This window comes from Rhizobium sullae (genome assembly GCF_025200715.1).
In the GTDB taxonomy this organism is placed as follows: domain Bacteria; phylum Pseudomonadota; class Alphaproteobacteria; order Rhizobiales; family Rhizobiaceae; genus Rhizobium; species Rhizobium sullae.
Genome location: NZ_CP104144.1, coordinates 2,126,666 through 2,142,869, shown reverse-complemented (window position 1 = coordinate 2,142,869; position 16,204 = coordinate 2,126,666). Strand labels below are relative to the sequence as shown.

The following is a 16,204-nucleotide window of genomic DNA, read 5'->3' as shown; positions in this document are numbered from 1 at the left end:
CCTTAAGCGTCGATATCAACTTGAGCGTTTGACGGAATGGATGCTGCAGGCCGCACCCATTCCTTGTCGTCAGTTGACGATCTGGATGACCTTCCGGGAAGAAGGCTCCACGATCACCCGCTGATCGTTGACCACAGCGTAAGCATATTTCGGGTCTTCGGGCACGGGCGTCACGACGACCGTCTGTGGAAGGGGTTGGCCAACTGCAACCTTCTCTTCAATCACGACGGTATCCGACGGAGCCGGTGCCTCGCGGACGTAGGTGACCACCTTTGGCGGCGGCGGCGCAAGCAGAGTGCCGGCGACGGCGCCTGCTGCACCACCGACTGCGGCACCAGCCGGGCCGCCGAGGATCGCGCCTGTTGCTGCACCACCAACCGCACCGTTTACCGTCGACGATCCTGCAAAAGCCGCGCCCGACATAAATGCGAGCGCTGTGGTGGAAACCAGGATCTTCTTGAGCATTGTTTCCTCCATTGGTTCAGCGGCTGTCTTGGCAACCGCGCAGTGACCAAACGATGGTTCAATGAAGGAGTTCCCTACATAAGACCATAGGCCGGAATGACGTAAGACTTTAGTCTGACTGGGTTTTTAGTAATAACTAATGTTCGCATCGCAACATCTATGTTTAACTTGAGAGCGCAGAACCGAGGGCTTGGCTCGATCGTCGAATCGATCGAAAATCCGACTACGAGCTGAATGACCGTCAACGTCAGCAGTCCGTTTAGGGATCCCATGCGCTTTCCGAATTTCCTTAGCCACCATCGCCCACGACAACGGCATCGCGAAGTCTTATCGTCAACTGCCCGCCGTCGCCTGAAAGGAGCTCGCCATAGACATAGAGCAAGCCGGCAAGGGCGATGACAAGTGCGACGGCCGCCGTGCACCAGCCAGCTTTGCCCCGGGTTGATCCCTCGTCTTTCATCGCAATCCTCCATTGACTATCTTCCCTCATCGCACCCAATGCCCGGCAGCAAATGACGTTCCCGCCCTGGACCACAGTCCGAAGGCCCGAGAGGCTTTGGACCCTGTCGTTCACGGACCAAAGTCCGATCCCGTCAGGGACCGAAGTCCAATACGGGCGCTTGAGCGGGCGTCGCTGTGGAACAAACAGTCGGTGAAATGCTTCCCCTGTCGTCAAAAACGCGGAGAATGTATGATGATCCAAAATCCCAATCCCCTGCACGACCCTAATCGCCTAAGTGATCTGGACGTACGAACTACGCCGGTGGATCGTACTCGCTCCAAACCGTGGGTGGGCTGGATCGCTGCCATCGCCGCGATCGCCGTGGCCGCCTTTGCTTACACGCTGTGGACCGATACGCCGGGTTCCGATTTGCAGACAACGGCATCCACCACGAATTCTGAGCCTGCATCTGTCCCGGCAAAGCCGACGGCACCCGCTGATAACAGCGCGGCGCCGGCACCGCCTACACCGCCGGCGGCTCCCGCACAGCAGTAAATTGTTGGCAGAGAAGGAGACATTCAAAATGATGAGAAAAATTGTTCTTGCCAGTGCCTTCGTTGGCGCCCTGGCATCTTGCACAGCCACCGAGAGGGGAACGGCCATTGGAGCCGGCACCGGAGCGATCATCGGCGGAGCCGTCAGCAACAGCGTTGAAGGTGCTGCGGTTGGAGCCGTCGCTGGTGGCGTCGCCGGCGCCCTGATTGGCCGCTCCACCGAACGTCGCGGCTACTGCGTGTATCGAGATCGCTACGGACGGACCTACGAGGCCCGTTGCTAGAAAAACGGCTGATTCATCGCATCCAGCCAGAAGAGAGAGCCGTTTTCCTCGGCAAGGAAAGGCGGCTGATTTGATGTGTTGCGGCCCTTTGCCCTATGTATGTCCCGATAGACTGGAACACATTCGTGAATAGCTGGCCGCGCAACGCCAGAGGATACGCGGAGATTGCGGATCGAAGAGGCGTGCAACTCACAGATCAAGCGAGCATAGGGAGCATGACGAAGGGAGCATCATGTCACCGGGAATGACAATCAAGGAAGTCATGGGCGAGCTCGCCGCACTCGAAGACCCGAAGATGCGCGCGGCTAATGAACGCCGTGGTGACGATCACGGCGTGAACCTTACCCATCTTCGCTCTCTCGCCAGGCGGCTGAAGACACAGCAAGAACTCGCACTTCATCTGTGGGATACCCGCGACACCGCCGCGCGCCTTCTCGCGACCCTCGTGTGCAGGCCCAAGGCCTTCTCCGCGGCCCAGCTCAACGCAATGATCCGCGACATTCGCTCTCCAAAGCTGCTTGATTGGTTTATCGTGAACGTGGTCAAGCCCGGTCGCTACGCCGAGGAACTCCGTCTGGGCTGGAAGGACGGCGACGACCTTGTCGGTCGCGCCGGTTGGAGCCTGACAACTGAAAGAGTCGTCAAGAACCCTGAGGGCCTCGACCTCGATGCATTGCTCGGCCAGATCGAGAAGGAGATGAAGCAGGCACCTGCTCAGAAACAGTGGGCCATGAATCATTGCCTTGCCGAGATTGGCATTCATCATCCAGAATACCGCGCGCGAGCTATGGGCATTGGCGAGCGGCTCGCCGTCCTGATCGACTACCCTGCATCACCTGGCTGCACGCCACCCTACGCACCGGTCTGGATCGCCGAGATGGTCCGCCGACTGGAAGGGACGGGAGGTCCATGACCACACCTCCAGCGTGTGTTTCGGCGTGGGACTTGCCCGAACGGTCCGCCTCAGTCCGCCAAAATGCCGGGAGCGGGTCATGTTGACTGAAGCGTAGTCTGCATCGAGGATGTGGTTTTCGCATTCGACTGGTTTCATGATTCAGACGAGGCGCCGGGATGACGCCAAACTCCTTCAACACCGCCGTTGTCGGCAACACTGGCAAGCCCCAAGCTCTGCCACCTCTTCAGCACGTCAAGCAAGGCGGACGTGTCGTCGTTCGGCGCCAGTGCGAGCATATGATTGTCGGCAAGATCCGTGACCGCAACAGGCATCTAGCCCCGCCGCCCTCGGCGGGGCAGTCGGCCATCAACGCAGCGGCTGGCTACTGTGACTTTTGAGGATCGTCGGCCGGATTGACATACTTGATGCCCCATGGGCCAGTAGTCGTAATTTGAACGACTGTCTCCTCGTCGAAGTAAACGAAATGCGCCATGCCGGGCGGCAACGCGAAGAAACTGCCTGCAGGCAGTGCCTTGGCGGCTTTCCGATCGGCCGTTTCGCCCATTCCAAGATTAGTAGTCCCCGATACGACTGTGACCACTTCATCCGCAGGGTGTGTGTGGGGCGCGATCGCATAGCCCGACGGCACCTTGAGCCGGAGGGCAAACAAACCTTCCTTGGTGGGATCGCCGAATAGGACCGCCGCTTCTGCTCCGGCAGGAAGCACTTTGGGGGCCGGCCCCCACTTGACATCATCGGGAGTGACCATTGTGTGCGCACCCTCTGCCGAAGCAAAGGAGGCCATCCCGCATAATCCGATCACGCTGGCTGCGAATATCGATGCAACTCTCATGACAAACCTCCCTCTCGCCAGGCCTTTACCTCGGCTGAGCGCAGGGGCAAGGCTCGCGAACTGCAAATAGTACGTCCGCGCACCACGTCTAAGCAAGCTCTCACTAATGGATTTTATAAGAATTTTCTAATGGACGGAGGGGATGATAAAAGCTCCTCGGGAGCCGACGAAGTCTCTCCTCGCCAAAGGCGCTGCGAGTGTCCGTACCAGAGCCACAAAACCACGCGATCCGGCGCAGCCGACTCGCCCGCCGTACCCTTGAAGAGCTGCCCGGTCGCGACCGGCCAGCCGCTTAACCAATTCCATTTCTTTCGATTAATTTAGCGAAAGTTTATTTTCAGGGGGCAGAATGAACATTTCCATTAAGACGGGCCCGACTTCACTTCTTATTGTGCTTGCACTTGGCATCTGCGGCAACGCCATTGTGTCGCTGGTTGGGTTGAACGATACAAACTCGTCGACGATCGCAATCGGCAAGAGCTTGTTGCCGGGTGCCCGGGTCGTCGGTGACTTGGCGGTGCTTGGCCGCTTGGCTATCGATCGCAATTGGTGGGGAAAAGGACTCGGAGCCGCGCTGTTGCAAGGCGCTGTGCTGCGGACCGGACAGGCGGCCCATATCATGGGTATTCGCGGCTTTCTGCTCCACGCGATCTTCGAAGAGGCCAAGGCCTTCTACGAACACTATGGCTTTATCCCATCCCCTGCCAATCCTCTGACGCTTGTCATGTCGCTGAAAAGCGGTGCAGGCCGGTAAGACATCATCTACGGTACGCGGAGTTCGTTCGTGCTTCCTTTTCACAGGAAGGACCTGCGGCGGCCTTGCTTCAATGACCGGTCAACAGCTCTGGAATTAGCCTCAAGGCGCGGCTGTCCTCCGTCAGCCATCGAAGGAGGATGCCAAGGCGACCGTTGAGACCATTGGCGTTGCAGGTGGCAATCGTCACCGGCTGATTCGCCCGAAACGCGCGGGACAGAACTCAGTCGAAGTCGCGGTCGATACTGTGCAACCGTATCGGACTAAAGTCCGAAAAAAGCGTCAGCGTCACAGTTTGGCCCGATTCCCCGGAATTTTTAGAAAGCGCTTTGATACATCGATCCGCCCCATCCGGGACCGGAGTAAGCAGCAGCAGGCTGAGCGGGTGCCGCCCGGGGAGTCCGGCGACAAGAGGCCTACGGGACTGAGGGGGATCCATGTCTTATGCACGCGAACGGCAACTGGATGGTCTGAGGACCTTTGCCGTTTCAATGGTGCTGTACGACCATTTTTGGGCAGGCGAAGGCTCAGTTTTGGGCCATCTCGGCGTTCGCCTGTTCTTCGTGCTCAGCGGCTTTTTGATAACGCGGCTCCTCCTGGAATCCCGATCGGCAACCCAATATGAGCCAGGCAATACGCTGAAGTCGTTCTACATTCGCCGCGCGCTTCGGATATTTCCCCCCTACTTCGCGATCCTGGGCTTCGTTTGGCTCGTCAATCTCGAGGGCGCTCGAGGCAGCCTCAAATGGCACGCGCTCTATCTCTCGAATTTCTGGTATGCCCTTCGCGACGAATGGACGCCATGGGTGTTGTGCCACACTTGGAGCCTGAGCATCGAGGAACAGTTCTACATCGTCTGGCCGCTGGTCATCCTGTTCGCACCACGCCGGTTGATTGCACCGATTTGCATCGCCGTCATCACATTCTCACTCGGGTATCGTTTCTACTGGCCACTGACAGGCATACCATCGCTTGCGCGTGACCTTCTTCCTCCCGCGTCGATGGATGCGCTTGTCGCAGGCGCGCTCCTCGCAGTTTATCGAAGCAGCACCGAGGCTTGGCCACAATGGATACGGCTAAGCTGGGCTCCGCTGACTGCTGCCGCCGTCATTTTGCTCTGGCTGAGATCAATCTCGATGACGCCGGCGCTCGAATGGCTGACGTGGATTGGCAGCGAGGTTTCTCCGCTCGTCCCGCTCGTCATGCTCGTTGGATGCTGTTCGGCAGGCTTGCGAGGCGCCTTCGGCCGCCTGCTGGAGCTGCCGCCGGTTGTTGCCGTGGGGCGGGTAAGCTACGGCGTTTACCTTTTCCATCCAATCGTCCTATCGCTGATCGTCAAGGCCCAGCCTTTTATCCCGGTCAATGTTTCTGAACAGGGTCCTTGGCGATTCATGATTGGAACGACGGCCACCTTGCTGGTCGCTTCGATTTCGTGGCTGGCTTTTGAAAAACCGCTCAACCAGTTTAAACGCTACTTCCCTTACGTCCGCGCCGGACGCGTGGCCAGCCTTCCTTCGTCTATGAAGCCAAGTGAGGCTGGCGGACGGGAATATGATACTTCGGCCTATCGCCGCATTTCCGACGAACGTGCGAGCTGAACGATGTCTGTTCCATTGATCTCCGTTGTGCTGCCTGTCTACAACGCCGAACCCTATGTGGCGGCCGCGCTAGAGAGCATTCTGCGCCAGGACTACCGGCGCCTTGAAGTCATCGCGCTTGACGACGGGTCGACCGATCGATCGCTGACTATTCTTCAACGGTATCGCGACGTCGACCAGCGCGTCCGTATCGTTTCGCGGGAGAACCGCGGGCTTGTGGCGACTTTGAATGAGGGCATTTCCTTGGCGGAGGGTGATCTCATCGCCAGGATGGACGCAGATGATGTTTCCTATCCGTCTCGTTTTTCACGCCAGGTGGCGCTGTTTGCGCAGCAGCCCCAGCTCGCGATGAGTGGCACGGGCATCGATCAGCTTCTCGGCAATCGCGTCGTACGCGGTAAGCCAAATCCGGTCTATCAGTCCGGGGATTGGCACATCTTGTCGCTGTTCTTCACAATCTTCTTGCACTCGACGGTGATGTTTAACCGAAAGCTCATTCCTGAGGACATGCTGGTCTATGACGCCAGCTATGTGCACGCGGAAGATTTCGATCTCTTCAGGCGCATCGCACGAGAGTTTCCGGCGGCCATGATCGATGAAAGCCTGGTCGCCTATCGTATTCACGGCGACAGCATCACAAACAGACATAAGCCGCAAATGCGCCGGACCCATCTGAAGATCGTTGCCGAGAACCTCGAACGGCTATCTCTCAACGATGACCCGGAGGCTCTTCATGACATCGGTGCAGCCGTCACACTAGACACGGTACGCCGTGCTGCAAATTGCATCCTCACGGTGGAGAGAAACATCGCCAAGCAGGCTGCACCGGCAGCCACCAGCTATGCGGAGGGAGCCTTGTCTTTCTTCTATTTCCTTTATCAGCTCATTGCCGATGAGCAGCGTCCCGACCTAACCCATGAGTTTCTCACGCGAACCGGAAAGTGGCAGGTCATTCGGCGGCGCGAGCGATATGGACTTCGCTCTGCCGTTCATGCCCCGTGGCTATGTCGCTTTTCGGACGGGGCCACCCGGCGGGTGGACACGCTGGCGCGTTACTGCCGATCGGTGCCTGTCAAAACGGTCCCGCCGCTTCAGGGGCTCACATAGTGGACGGCGTTGCTGCCAGGTCTGCGCCTCTTGTCATCTTCTTAGGGCAGGCGCTGTCAGAGGTAACCCTGCTCGACTGTAGAACTCGTCTGCCGAGGTCACAACCGCCATGCTAGAATTCATTGCGTCGAGTTTTCGGCTATTGCGCCAGGCGCTGGGCAACAAGATCGGCCTCGTTGCGGTTGTCGTCGTTCTTGGGCTAGGCAGCGCTGTCCTTGAAGGCACGGGCATTGGTCTTATCATTCCGATGCTCGGCATCATTGCCGGCGAAAAGGATCCTTCGGGGATGGCCGGGCTCTCAGCGGTCTTCCAGCAAGTGGGTGCCGGTTTGGACGACCGCACAAGACTGATTGCAATTGCTGCCGCCATCCTTGGACTGATTACTCTAAAGAATGTGCTAGCGTTTGCCAACGCCGTGCTTGCCGGTTTCATCTACGGCAAAGCGGGCCACGCGCTCCGCAGCTCTCTTGCCGGTCAGCTTCTGACAATCGGATACCCGTTTTTCCTCAAGGAAAGTCCTGGGCGGCTGCTCAATATCATTTCCAACGAATCCTGGCGCGCTTCGGATGCAATCCAGACCATGCTCGCTTCGATCGTCTACGCCTCGGCCATTGTCATTCTGCTCGCCTTTCTCCTGCTTCTTTCATGGCAGATGACCCTGTGCGTTGCGCTGGGTCTTGTTCTGATCCAAGCCCTTCACGCGATCTTGTCAGCCAGCCTGAAAGCCCCGAGCCGCAGTGTCACGTCGTTCAACAGCGAGCTCGCCGCCAGGATGCTTCATCTTGTACACGCCGGACGGCTCATCCGTGCATTCGGACAGGAGCAGCGCGAGAGAGCAGTCTTTGATGTTGCTTCAGATGCCGTACGAAAATCAGGTTTCGTTCTACAGTCCCGCCAGGCCGTACTGCCGCCGCTGACGGAGGCGCTGCATTCGGGCCTTTTTTTAGCCGTCGTCGTCAGCGCCTGGCTTTGGGGCGTGAGTTTCCCGATTATTGTTGCTTTCGTGGTGCTGCTCTATCGGCTGCAGCCACATGTACGTTCACTGCAAATGGCGTGGAGCCAGGTGCAAAGCTGGAGCGGCTCTCTGGAGGAGGTCAGATGGCTTCTGGACTCATCCGATAAGCCAGCGCCGCCAGCAGGCGGCGGCCAGCTTCATGCCCCTCTCCAGCAGATCAAATTTGATCGCGTGACCTTCAAATATCCGGGTTCTGGCTCGCGAGACGTGGTGCTGCGCGCTGCGACTTTCGAAATTCGCCAAGGTCGTTCGACGGCCATTGTCGGACGCTCTGGCGCCGGAAAAACCACGATCGTCAATCTTCTGTGCCGATTTGTAGAGCCCGATGAAGGGCAGGTTCTGATCGACGGCACCTCTCTTAATCAAATCGACCCAGTCCAATGGCGACGGAAAATTGCGCTCGCCAGCCAGGACCTTGAGCTGATTGACGGTACTATCCTTGAGAATATCACCTATGGTCACAATGCCTCTTTGGCCGAAGCGGAGAGCGCAGCAAAGCTTGCTGAGGCGCACGAGTTCGTCGAGAAGCTTCCTGACGGATATGAGACGATCGTCGGCTATAGGGGGGCCAGTCTTTCGGCTGGCCAACGGCAGCGGATTGCGCTGGCAAGGGCACTGGTGCGCGATCCGGAAATCCTCATCCTGGACGAGGCCACGAATGCCATGGACGGATTGTCCGAAGCAGCGATCGTGGAGACCTTGAAATCCAGAGCCGGTCGTCGTGCGACGATCGTCATCAGCCATCACCGCAGCACGATTTCATTTTGCGACGACATCGTGATCCTTGACGGCGGCCGCGTCAGGCATCAGACCCCGTTTGCCGAAATCGCGACGTTAAGCATGGACCAGCTCTACGAACACGCAACGCCTGCTTCCTAACCGAGGGCATGTTTCGGCCCGCCGGAAGTTGCGGGCATCGGGGATTGTGCCAATCTAGGAACCGAGAAGGTGGTGGAGCCTCCGGAATTCTTTTGGCATAATCTGGTTGTACACCGCAAGATATGCGCGCGGCGCGTTTAGATGGCAAATGCGCGGATGCGCCCTGCCCTGCTGAATGGCCTGGCCCAACGTCCCGGTGTCTATCGGGACGTTGCCCTTTGAAAGAGCCGCCGCACAGTTTCACAAAGTACAGATGAACGTTGAGCATCTGCCGCTTGGTATCCTGCGCGAAAATCCGGTTGTCCCGCACGATTGCGCCGGGCGCAATCGGCGGCATCCGTGACCGCAGCGCCGCCGACATTTTTTCCCACGCCATGTCGTGCGGCTGCGTGCGCGCGCTGTTGCAGGGTTCGCACAGCCGCGCGAAAGACTTCAGGTAATCCGACTTGAGACTGCCCACGCGCCGGTTCTTCGTTTTGTAGTCGTGGACGAACAGCGGCGCAGCCTGCGACGGACGGCCGAACACGGCCTGCAGGTCGGAACGCTTGGTTTTGTGCTCGCCCGTGGTTGCGGGCGCACCGCAGATCCAGCAGTTCAGGACAGGAACGGTCAAAGGCTCGTTTGCCGGAGCAGCCCTTCAGCGGCTGCGGATCTTACGCATGGGCGTGCACAGCCCGCGGCGGCTTTGCGGCCGGATGGACTTTGACCTTCACTTCCACCGTCTGGCCGAGAAGGTCGAGCATCTTCCACATGCGATCGACCGTGAAGCCGTCCAGCTTGACGCGGCGGATGCGGGAGAATTCGGTGTAGTTGATTCCGGTCAGCGTTCCGGCTTCACGCACCGACAGCTTCCGCTTGTCGAGCGTCTTGATAATCTGCGCCGCCAGAGTCGCCCGAAGATGCTCCAGCTCCGGGTTCGGCATATTGAAGTCGCGGAAGATGTTATCGCTGCCCCGGACCAGTTCCAAATCATCGCTCATCGTAAAGCCTCCTTCAGTCGTTTTAGTCGTTCGCGGATCAGATCGATTTCGGCTTTTGGCGTCGCAATGCCCGACTTCGATTTTTTCTGAAACGCGTGGACAACCCATATGTCCGTATCGATCTGCAACACGTAGACGACGCGGAAAGCGTCGCCCCGGTGCTTCAATGCCAGCTCGAGCACGCCCGATCCGAGGCCCGTCAGCGGCTTTGCGATATCGGGATGGGGCCCGCGGCAACCACATTCAACGCCCGCGCCATTTCGATCTGTGCGCCGGGCGGAAAATCCTCAAAGTCTTTCCGGGCGGCTTTGATCCACGATACTCTACGGACGTTGTCTGGCATATAGTCCATGTTGATATATTTATCAACACACGTCAATGAAAATCGCGCTGCGGCCGCCATCCGTACTGGGAAGGGTGACAACTGGTTCTGCTTTCCGGAAGTCATGCAGCGTGACCGAGGTTGATGATCCGAACGAATTCTCAGCCGCGTATCGATTCTGACCACCGCACCTAAAGAGGCGCGCAGGCGATTCGGGTCAAAGATGCTGATCTCATTCACCTCGACCCAGACATTTGGGATACACGAAACCTGCAAGCCGCGCCGATCCGCAAGGAGCACTGAAGCGCTCAGAGGCATGCTTGAAGCAGATATCGCCGATGGTCGTCGTTTTATCATGACGCTTTCAAATTCCTTCAGCCGTCGTCCCGGGGCTTGGGAACATCGAGTTCGATCACAACGGGAGCGTGGTCGCTCGTATGCGCCCAGCTCCTGGGCGCCCTCCGGACGTTCGCCGACTTGAGCCATGGAGCGACGACGGGGCTGAGCAGGAAGTGGTCGAGCCGCAGCCCGGCGTCGCGCTCGAAGGAACTCCGCCAGTATTTCCAGAAGGTGTAAATGCGTTCGCCAGGATGAAGATGGCGCACGGCATCCGTCCATCCCTGCGCCACGAGATCAGCATAGGCCTTCCGAACTTCCGGCCGAAAGAGCGCGTCGTCGAGCCAGCGTTCCGGCTTGTAAACATCGATCTCCGTCGGCATGACGTTGAAGTCGCCGACGAGGAGGGTAGGGACCTCAAGTTCAAGCAGCTCGGCCGCGTACTCATGGAGACGTTGGAACCACCGAAGCTTGTAGTCGAACTTCGGACCAGGCGCAGGGTTTCCATTCGGAAGATACAAGGACCCGATCAAAATGCCGTTGATCGCCGCTTCGATGTAGCGGCTATGGCTATCGTCGGGATCGCCGGGCAAGCCGCGACGCGTCAGGACCGGCATCGAGCCGTTCGAGAGGATCGCGACGCCATTCCAGCTCCTTTGCCCATGCCAGACGGCGCCGTAGCCGGCCCGTTCGATTTCTCTCCGCGGAAACCTTGTGTCTTCGGTCTTCAGCTCTTGAAGGCAGACGACGTCGGGCTTGTCCTCCTTCAGCCATCGAAGGAGGATGTCAAGGCGACCATTGATACCATTGACGTTGTAGGTGGCGATCTTCACCGGACCGAACCGCATTTCCAAATCTCAACCAGAAAGGAAATGGAAGCTGAAAGGCAAAGTTCCTTGGGCAGGAAGGCAATTGATGGCTCCCGACGGATCCCTCGGCGCAGAGCGGACAATTGGATGATTTGAGACTGCCTTGCTCATCGACCAAGAAGTGCGCTCCGCGATGAACTCCGCGAACGGCTTGACGTTCATGTGGACGCCTGCCGCCGGCCCGGACGATTTCCCGGCGCCGACAGATTGCGGCCGTTTCGAAGATAACGATACGCTTCATTTTCTTCTGCTTGATCATGCCGGATACTTTTTCCGCGGCTTTGCAGACGATGCCGTTCGCCACCTGGTTACCAAAAAACCATAATTGCCTCGCCTAGATCATACGTCGACAACAGGCATAAAGAATTGGATCAACGCTGAATGCGCATACCCTACGTTTTTCTCGGTGCATTTCTTGCAATCGTACAGTCCGCATATGCTGAAGTCGCACCACCGCCTGTTTTGAAGCCGCTGACGCGACAGGCGCAAGCCGCCCAGTTAAGTGCGCAATTTCTTACGCGGTATAGCTACAGGCCCATTCCACTCGACGACACCTTGTCGGCCAGGGTCATGGATCGGTTCATCAAGTCACTTGATCCCGACCGCATGCTCTTCCTGCAAGCGGACATCGACGGGTTCATGTCTGACCGCAGCGAGATTGACAATGCGATAGAACGGAAGGACTTGAAGATCCCATTTGCCATCTTCAACGCCTATGAACAGCGCGTTGTTGATCGCATGAACTACGCGCGCGACTTGCTTAAACAGGACTTCGACTTCCGCGCACAGGAAAACTATTCCGTGCTGCGCGACAAAGAGCCTTGGCCACAGTCGGAAGCCGAAAGCAATGAGCTCTGGCGCAAGCGCGTCAAAAGCGACTGGTTGCGGCTGAAGCTGGGCGGCAAAACCGACGCGGCTATTCGCGAAACGCTCGATAAACGTTATGAAAACAGACTCGAGCGCGCTTACAAGTTTAAAAGCGACGACGTTTTCCAGTCGTTCATGGACGCCTATTCAACGTCGATTGATCCGCACACGGACTATTTCGGCGCGGCCGCTTCAGCCGACTTCAATGTCTCGATGAAGCTTTCGCTGTTTGGTATCGGTGCTGTGCTGCAGGAGCGCGACGACTACACGACGATCCGTGAGCTCGTGCCTGGCGGGCCGGCGCAGCTGTCCGGCAGCCTCTCGGTCGGAGACCGCATTACCGGCGTTGGTCAAGGCAAGGATGGGGCGATAAAAGAAGTGGTGGGCACGCGCCTTGATGAAGTCGTGCAGATGATACGCGGGAAAAAAGGCTCCGTCGTGCGGTTGGACATCCTGCCGGCAGATGCTGGAGCAGATGGCACGCATCGCATTATCAGCCTGGTGCGCGATAAAATCAGTCTCGATAAGCAGGCTGCCAGGAAGGCTGTGCTGTCCGTGAAGGCGGGCGACGCCGCGCGCAAAATCGGGATCATTACTTTGCCGGTATTCTATGAGGATTTTGAAGCCAAGCGCAAAGGAGACAAGGATTACAAAAGCGCAAGCCGCGACGTCGCCAAACTTCTCGACGAACTGAAGCAGGAAAAGGTCGACAGTGTTCTCATTGACCTGCGCAACAATGGCGGCGGTTCATTGGACGAGGCGATTGATTTGACTGGTCTCTTCATCGGCAATGACCCGGTTGTTCAGCAACGCAGCAGCAACGGCAAGATCGAAGTCAAAAGCGCGGAGTTTGCAGCGCCTGTCTGGACAGGTCCGATGGGTGTCCTGATCAATCGCGGCTCGGCGTCGGCTTCGGAGATTTTTGCCGCGGCCATCCAAGACTACGGTCGAGGCGTGATCGTCGGCGAACCCAGTTTCGGGAAGGGCACTGTTCAAACCGTCATTGATCTTGACCGGATCGTTCGCAACAGCAAACCCGAATTCGGGGAGCTGAAAGTAACGATTGCCCAGTTTTTCCGGGTCAATGGCGGGACTACGCAGCTGCGCGGCGTGAAGCCTGATATCAGCTTGCCGGGACTTTCCGATCCGACGAGCTTCGGCGAGACCAGTTATGACAATGCGCTGCCGTGGGCGCAGATCAAGCCCGCGAACTACGCTCCCGACGACACCGTCAAGACTTTGCTGCCGACATTGCAAAGCCGCCATGATGCGCGGGTCAAGGGTGATCCGGACTTCCAACGTCTGCTGCAAGACATTGCCGACCTCAAGGCGCAGCGCGAGAAGGGGGTTGTTTCCCTGAATGAAACGGAACGTCGCAAAGAAGCGACTGCTCGAAAGAATCGGTTCAAGGCTCGAGCGCAGGCAAGCGATGGCGAGGATCCTGGTGGAGACGATGGTCTGGAGGCAGATGAGCGCAGCCTGAGCGCTGCTATTGCCATCGAGAATGCCCGCAAGAAGGCAAAAGACGTCCTGCTGGACGAGGCCGCCGCCATTCTTGCAGACGAGACGGATTTGCAGGAACACGTCGGAGAGGCAGCCACAAAGCAATGGGGAAACGCGAACGGAAAATAAGTCACACCGACCGGGGCAGCGGTATGGGAAGCTTCGCAATCGTCAGGTCGGGGTTAGACGAACGGATGCCGGCGACCAACGTCATCAATCGATCCTCGGGCAGACGGGGAGGGGATTTACGAAGCAAGACGGGATCGGCGATGCGCTCCGCGACCATCCACTTCACGGCGCGGCGAAGGCGTTCCGGCGTCCAGTCGAGGCCCCGCTGCTTGAGCACGTGAGCGATGTCGTCCCATGTGTGGTCCGGCCTCATGCGCCGGACGGTGGGAAGCCATTGGCTCGCGGAAGCGATGCGATCGCTGTAGGCGGCTTTCTGCGCGGCAGTCATTTTGGCCAACGCATCTGGGCGTTTTTCCCGGATCTCCGGGTTGCCAGGCAGCCGGCCGAGCGGAGCTCAATCTCCTGGGCCTCAGTCGCTTGCTCCTCCGTCGAAGCGCGTGCGTAGCCTATAAGTTGGCCTTTCGCCTGTTTCATGTCGGTCTCGCCTGAGAATCACAGCAGACACGATATGACGATCCGATCAACATTTCCGGAAAACGTGTCGATGAAAAGGAAAAATGGCGACATATCACCCTCAGCACTCATCAGTGCATGCCCTTTGAGCTTCCCTGCGCTGGCCGGGGAAATGGATGCGAGCGTTTCGGAATTTGCTACTGGTCCCATGATGCACCCCGCTATCTCACAATCCAGTTTTCGAGGGTGAGGCCGCGAATGCGCTGGAACTCGCGTGTATTGTCCGTCACAAGTGTCAGGTCTAGCGCACAGGCATGCGCGGCGATCAATAGATCGTTGAGGCCAAGCGTCTGCCCCGCTGCTTCCAACTCCGCACGGATGGCGCCGTATTTGATGTCGGCGGGGATATCCATGGGCAGTATGGGAAGCGTTTCGAGCACGCTTTCGACCTTGGCCAGTAGCTTGGCTGATCCCTTTTTTGCGCAACCGTATCGCAACTCCGCTGCGACGATGATGCTGGTGCAAATCTCTTTGGGATCGATCTCTTCGATGCGGCGAGCCGCCGGTCCGAAGGGATTGCGTATTATGTCGCTGATGATCTTCGTATCAAGCAAGTACCCGTTCAAAAAATGTTCTCCGGCTTTGCAGGCATATCCTCAATATCCGGGAACTGGTCTTCAGGCCCGAGCGGAGGCTCCTTCTTCCACTCGGCAATAAGCTCCGCGAAATTGGACGGCCCGGTTACAGGCTCGATGATGAGCTTATCCCCCTCGCGGTGGATCATCACGCGATCCCCTGGCAACTCAAATTCCGCAGGGATGCGCACCGCCTGACTACGGTTGTTGCGGAACAGCTTCACTTCTTTCGGTCTTGATGACGGCAATGAAATAGGCATATGGCAGCCTCCGTTGTATATGCCACAATGTATATGCCGTGTTGCGCCGATTCAAGTCCGACTGCTCGTTCATCGCGGCGCAAGGTCGGGCGCAGGAGGTCGCTCGGCCCACCCCCTAATCCTAGCGGCTTTAAAACTCGGTACCGATAAGAAGGCCTTGCGCACTAACGGTGGTCGGCTCACACCGGATTTCCAAACGCAGAAGATGCGGATAAACGATCGTTTGTGGGCGTTTCTGTAGGAAGTGCCACCTATTGCTTGGCATGAGGACGTGGACTATATATCCCAAAGTATCTATATCATTCAGGATATGAAATGACGGAATGGAAGGTCGAGTTTCATGACCGCTTCAAAGGCGAGATCACAGACCTTCCAGCCGATGTTCGGGTCGAATTGCTCGCGCATTTGGTGCTACTTCGCGAGAAGGGCTTTCGATTGGGACGACCTGAGGTCGACACACTCGAAGGATCCAAACACGCGAACATGAAGGAACTGCGCGTCAAGGTGTTGAAGGTGCAATGGCGGTTCGCCTTTGCCTTTGATCCGGAGCGAAAGGCTGTGGTTCTCTGCGGTGGTGCGAAGAGCGGTGTGAGCCAGAAACTCTCCTATAAACGGCTGATCGATCTGGCGGACAAACGATACGACGAGCATTTGAGCGAGTTGGAGAAGAAACATGGATGATCTCGATAAGCTGATACAGACGCTTCCTGATGATGAACAGCGCGCCGTTGCAAAGCGTGCCGACGAGCTTTTCGCAGCACACAGTCTGCGTGAATTGCGGGCACTTGCTGGACGAACGCAGGAAGACGTGTCTGCCGGGACCGGTTTCAAGCAGACCAACGTCTCAAGACTGGAGAAGCGCGCCGACATGAAGCTGTCGACGCTTCGCGACTATGTCGAATCCCTCGGCGGCACGTTGAAGATCGTCGCGGATGTCGCGGGCAAGAAAGTCGATCTTTCCAGCATTGCAGAGCGTTCCCGACGCGGTTCAAAGCTCTGAACGC

The 16,204-nt window shown here is 57.8% G+C and carries 20 protein-coding genes and 2 pseudogenes; 10 read left to right on the top strand and 12 right to left on the bottom strand.

All coding sequences use genetic code 11. The annotated features are described in order from the left end of the window. Positions 1 to 69 precede the first annotated feature (69 nt). Both N2599_RS31010 and N2599_RS31005 read right to left on the bottom strand, forming a co-directional pair. Positions 70 to 465, bottom strand: a complete 396-nt coding sequence (locus N2599_RS31010; RefSeq protein WP_027512574.1) for a DUF1236 domain-containing protein — start codon at positions 463 to 465, stop codon at positions 70 to 72. A 289-nt stretch (positions 466 to 754) separates the two neighbouring features. Next, positions 755 to 925 carry a hypothetical protein gene (locus N2599_RS31005; protein ID WP_156915335.1) on the bottom strand — a complete coding sequence of 57 codons (171 nt, stop codon included), beginning with the start codon at positions 923 to 925 and terminating at the stop codon, positions 755 to 757. 234 nt (positions 926 to 1,159) lie between these two features. Here N2599_RS31005 and N2599_RS31000 point away from each other — a divergent pair, with 234 nt between their 5' ends. From N2599_RS31000 to N2599_RS30990, 3 genes are all read left to right on the top strand, one after another. After that, positions 1,160 to 1,462, top strand: a complete 303-nt coding sequence (locus N2599_RS31000; RefSeq protein ID WP_027512576.1) for a hypothetical protein — start codon at positions 1,160 to 1,162, stop codon at positions 1,460 to 1,462. A gap of 28 nt (positions 1,463 to 1,490) precedes the next feature. Further along, positions 1,491 to 1,745, top strand: coding sequence for a YMGG-like glycine zipper-containing protein (locus N2599_RS30995; RefSeq protein ID WP_027512577.1), 255 nt, complete (start codon positions 1,491 to 1,493; stop codon positions 1,743 to 1,745). Positions 1,746 to 2,007: 262 nt separating this feature from the next. Further along, positions 2,008 to 2,658: a DNA alkylation repair protein gene (locus N2599_RS30990; RefSeq protein WP_209444083.1), complete on the top strand. Its 651-nt coding sequence runs from the start codon at positions 2,008 to 2,010 to the stop codon at positions 2,656 to 2,658. 134 nt (positions 2,659 to 2,792) lie between these two features. On the opposite strand, the gene N2599_RS30985 is transcribed toward N2599_RS30990, so the two are convergent. Then, complete coding sequence (locus N2599_RS30985; RefSeq protein WP_037143223.1) at positions 2,793 to 2,972, bottom strand: hypothetical protein; 180 nt, start codon at positions 2,970 to 2,972, stop codon at positions 2,793 to 2,795. Between the two features lie 50 nt (positions 2,973 to 3,022). After that, positions 3,023 to 3,493 (bottom strand): cupin domain-containing protein, encoded by a 471-nt coding sequence (locus N2599_RS30980; RefSeq protein WP_027512579.1) that lies wholly within the window; start codon positions 3,491 to 3,493, stop codon positions 3,023 to 3,025. 349 nt (positions 3,494 to 3,842) lie between these two features. On the opposite strand from N2599_RS30980, the gene N2599_RS30975 reads away from it, so the two are divergent. Further along, positions 3,843 to 4,247 carry a GNAT family N-acetyltransferase gene (locus N2599_RS30975; protein ID WP_084606598.1) on the top strand — a complete coding sequence of 135 codons (405 nt, stop codon included), beginning with the start codon at positions 3,843 to 3,845 and terminating at the stop codon, positions 4,245 to 4,247. A 79-nt stretch (positions 4,248 to 4,326) separates the two neighbouring features. Here the strand turns inward: N2599_RS30975 and N2599_RS37970 are convergent. Beyond that, a pseudogene (locus N2599_RS37970) lies at positions 4,327 to 4,437 on the bottom strand (exodeoxyribonuclease III); the annotation flags it as partial. A 247-nt stretch (positions 4,438 to 4,684) separates the two neighbouring features. Here N2599_RS37970 and N2599_RS30970 point away from each other — a divergent pair. The 3 genes from N2599_RS30970 to N2599_RS30960 all read left to right on the top strand — a co-directional run bounded on the left by N2599_RS30970 (position 4,685) and on the right by N2599_RS30960 (position 8,846). Further along, entirely contained in the window at positions 4,685 to 5,845 is a 1,161-nt protein-coding gene (locus tag N2599_RS30970; RefSeq protein ID WP_027512580.1) for an acyltransferase family protein, read from the top strand. Positions 5,846 to 5,848: 3 nt separating this feature from the next. Further along, entirely contained in the window at positions 5,849 to 6,952 is a 1,104-nt protein-coding gene (locus tag N2599_RS30965; RefSeq protein ID WP_027512581.1) for a glycosyltransferase family 2 protein, read from the top strand. A 109-nt stretch (positions 6,953 to 7,061) separates the two neighbouring features. Then, positions 7,062 to 8,846, top strand: a complete 1,785-nt coding sequence (locus tag N2599_RS30960) for an ABC transporter ATP-binding protein (RefSeq protein ID WP_027512582.1) — start codon at positions 7,062 to 7,064, stop codon at positions 8,844 to 8,846. 653 nt (positions 8,847 to 9,499) lie between these two features. On the opposite strand, the gene N2599_RS30955 is transcribed toward N2599_RS30960, so the two are convergent. The 4 genes from N2599_RS30955 to xth all read right to left on the bottom strand — a co-directional run bounded on the left by N2599_RS30955 (position 9,500) and on the right by xth (position 11,317). Then, positions 9,500 to 9,826, bottom strand: a complete 327-nt coding sequence (locus N2599_RS30955) for a helix-turn-helix domain-containing protein (protein ID WP_027512583.1) — start codon at positions 9,824 to 9,826, stop codon at positions 9,500 to 9,502. Next, positions 9,823 to 10,008, bottom strand: a complete 186-nt coding sequence (locus tag N2599_RS37710; RefSeq protein WP_244914976.1) for a type II toxin-antitoxin system RelE/ParE family toxin — start codon at positions 10,006 to 10,008, stop codon at positions 9,823 to 9,825. Before N2599_RS37710 ends, N2599_RS30955 begins: the two co-directional genes overlap by 4 nt. Before the next feature lie 17 nt (positions 10,009 to 10,025). Then, the gene (locus N2599_RS37705) at positions 10,026 to 10,448 is read right to left on the bottom strand and encodes a hypothetical protein (RefSeq protein ID WP_245209294.1); all 423 of its coding nucleotides are present in this window, start codon (positions 10,446 to 10,448) and stop codon (positions 10,026 to 10,028) included. Between the two features lie 74 nt (positions 10,449 to 10,522). Continuing rightward, on the bottom strand, positions 10,523 to 11,317 hold the full coding sequence (xth, locus tag N2599_RS30945) for an exodeoxyribonuclease III (RefSeq protein WP_027512584.1): 795 nt from the start codon (positions 11,315 to 11,317) through the stop codon (positions 10,523 to 10,525). Between the two features lie 417 nt (positions 11,318 to 11,734). On the opposite strand from xth, the gene N2599_RS30940 reads away from it, so the two are divergent. Beyond that, positions 11,735 to 13,852, top strand: a complete 2,118-nt coding sequence (locus N2599_RS30940; RefSeq protein ID WP_027512586.1) for a carboxy terminal-processing peptidase — start codon at positions 11,735 to 11,737, stop codon at positions 13,850 to 13,852. Positions 13,853 to 13,862: 10 nt separating this feature from the next. Here N2599_RS30940 and N2599_RS30935 read toward each other — a convergent pair. From N2599_RS30935 to N2599_RS30925, 3 genes and pseudogenes are all read right to left on the bottom strand, one after another. Continuing rightward, positions 13,863 to 14,237 (bottom strand): annotated as a pseudogene (locus N2599_RS30935) (recombinase family protein); the annotation flags it as partial. A 289-nt stretch (positions 14,238 to 14,526) separates the two neighbouring features. Then, positions 14,527 to 14,931 (bottom strand): type II toxin-antitoxin system VapC family toxin, encoded by a 405-nt coding sequence (locus tag N2599_RS30930; RefSeq protein WP_027512588.1) that lies wholly within the window; start codon positions 14,929 to 14,931, stop codon positions 14,527 to 14,529. Next, positions 14,928 to 15,200: an AbrB/MazE/SpoVT family DNA-binding domain-containing protein gene (locus N2599_RS30925; protein WP_027512589.1), complete on the bottom strand. Its 273-nt coding sequence runs from the start codon at positions 15,198 to 15,200 to the stop codon at positions 14,928 to 14,930. Before N2599_RS30925 ends, N2599_RS30930 begins: the two co-directional genes overlap by 4 nt. A gap of 315 nt (positions 15,201 to 15,515) precedes the next feature. Between N2599_RS30925 and N2599_RS30920 the strand changes: the two genes are divergently transcribed. Both N2599_RS30920 and N2599_RS30915 read left to right on the top strand, forming a co-directional pair. Continuing rightward, the gene (locus N2599_RS30920; protein WP_027512590.1) at positions 15,516 to 15,881 is read left to right on the top strand and encodes a type II toxin-antitoxin system RelE/ParE family toxin; all 366 of its coding nucleotides are present in this window, start codon (positions 15,516 to 15,518) and stop codon (positions 15,879 to 15,881) included. After that, positions 15,874 to 16,200 carry a helix-turn-helix domain-containing protein gene (locus N2599_RS30915; RefSeq protein WP_027512591.1) on the top strand — a complete coding sequence of 109 codons (327 nt, stop codon included), beginning with the start codon at positions 15,874 to 15,876 and terminating at the stop codon, positions 16,198 to 16,200. The genes N2599_RS30920 and N2599_RS30915 overlap by 8 nt, the downstream gene beginning before the upstream one ends. Positions 16,201 to 16,204 lie beyond the last annotated feature (4 nt).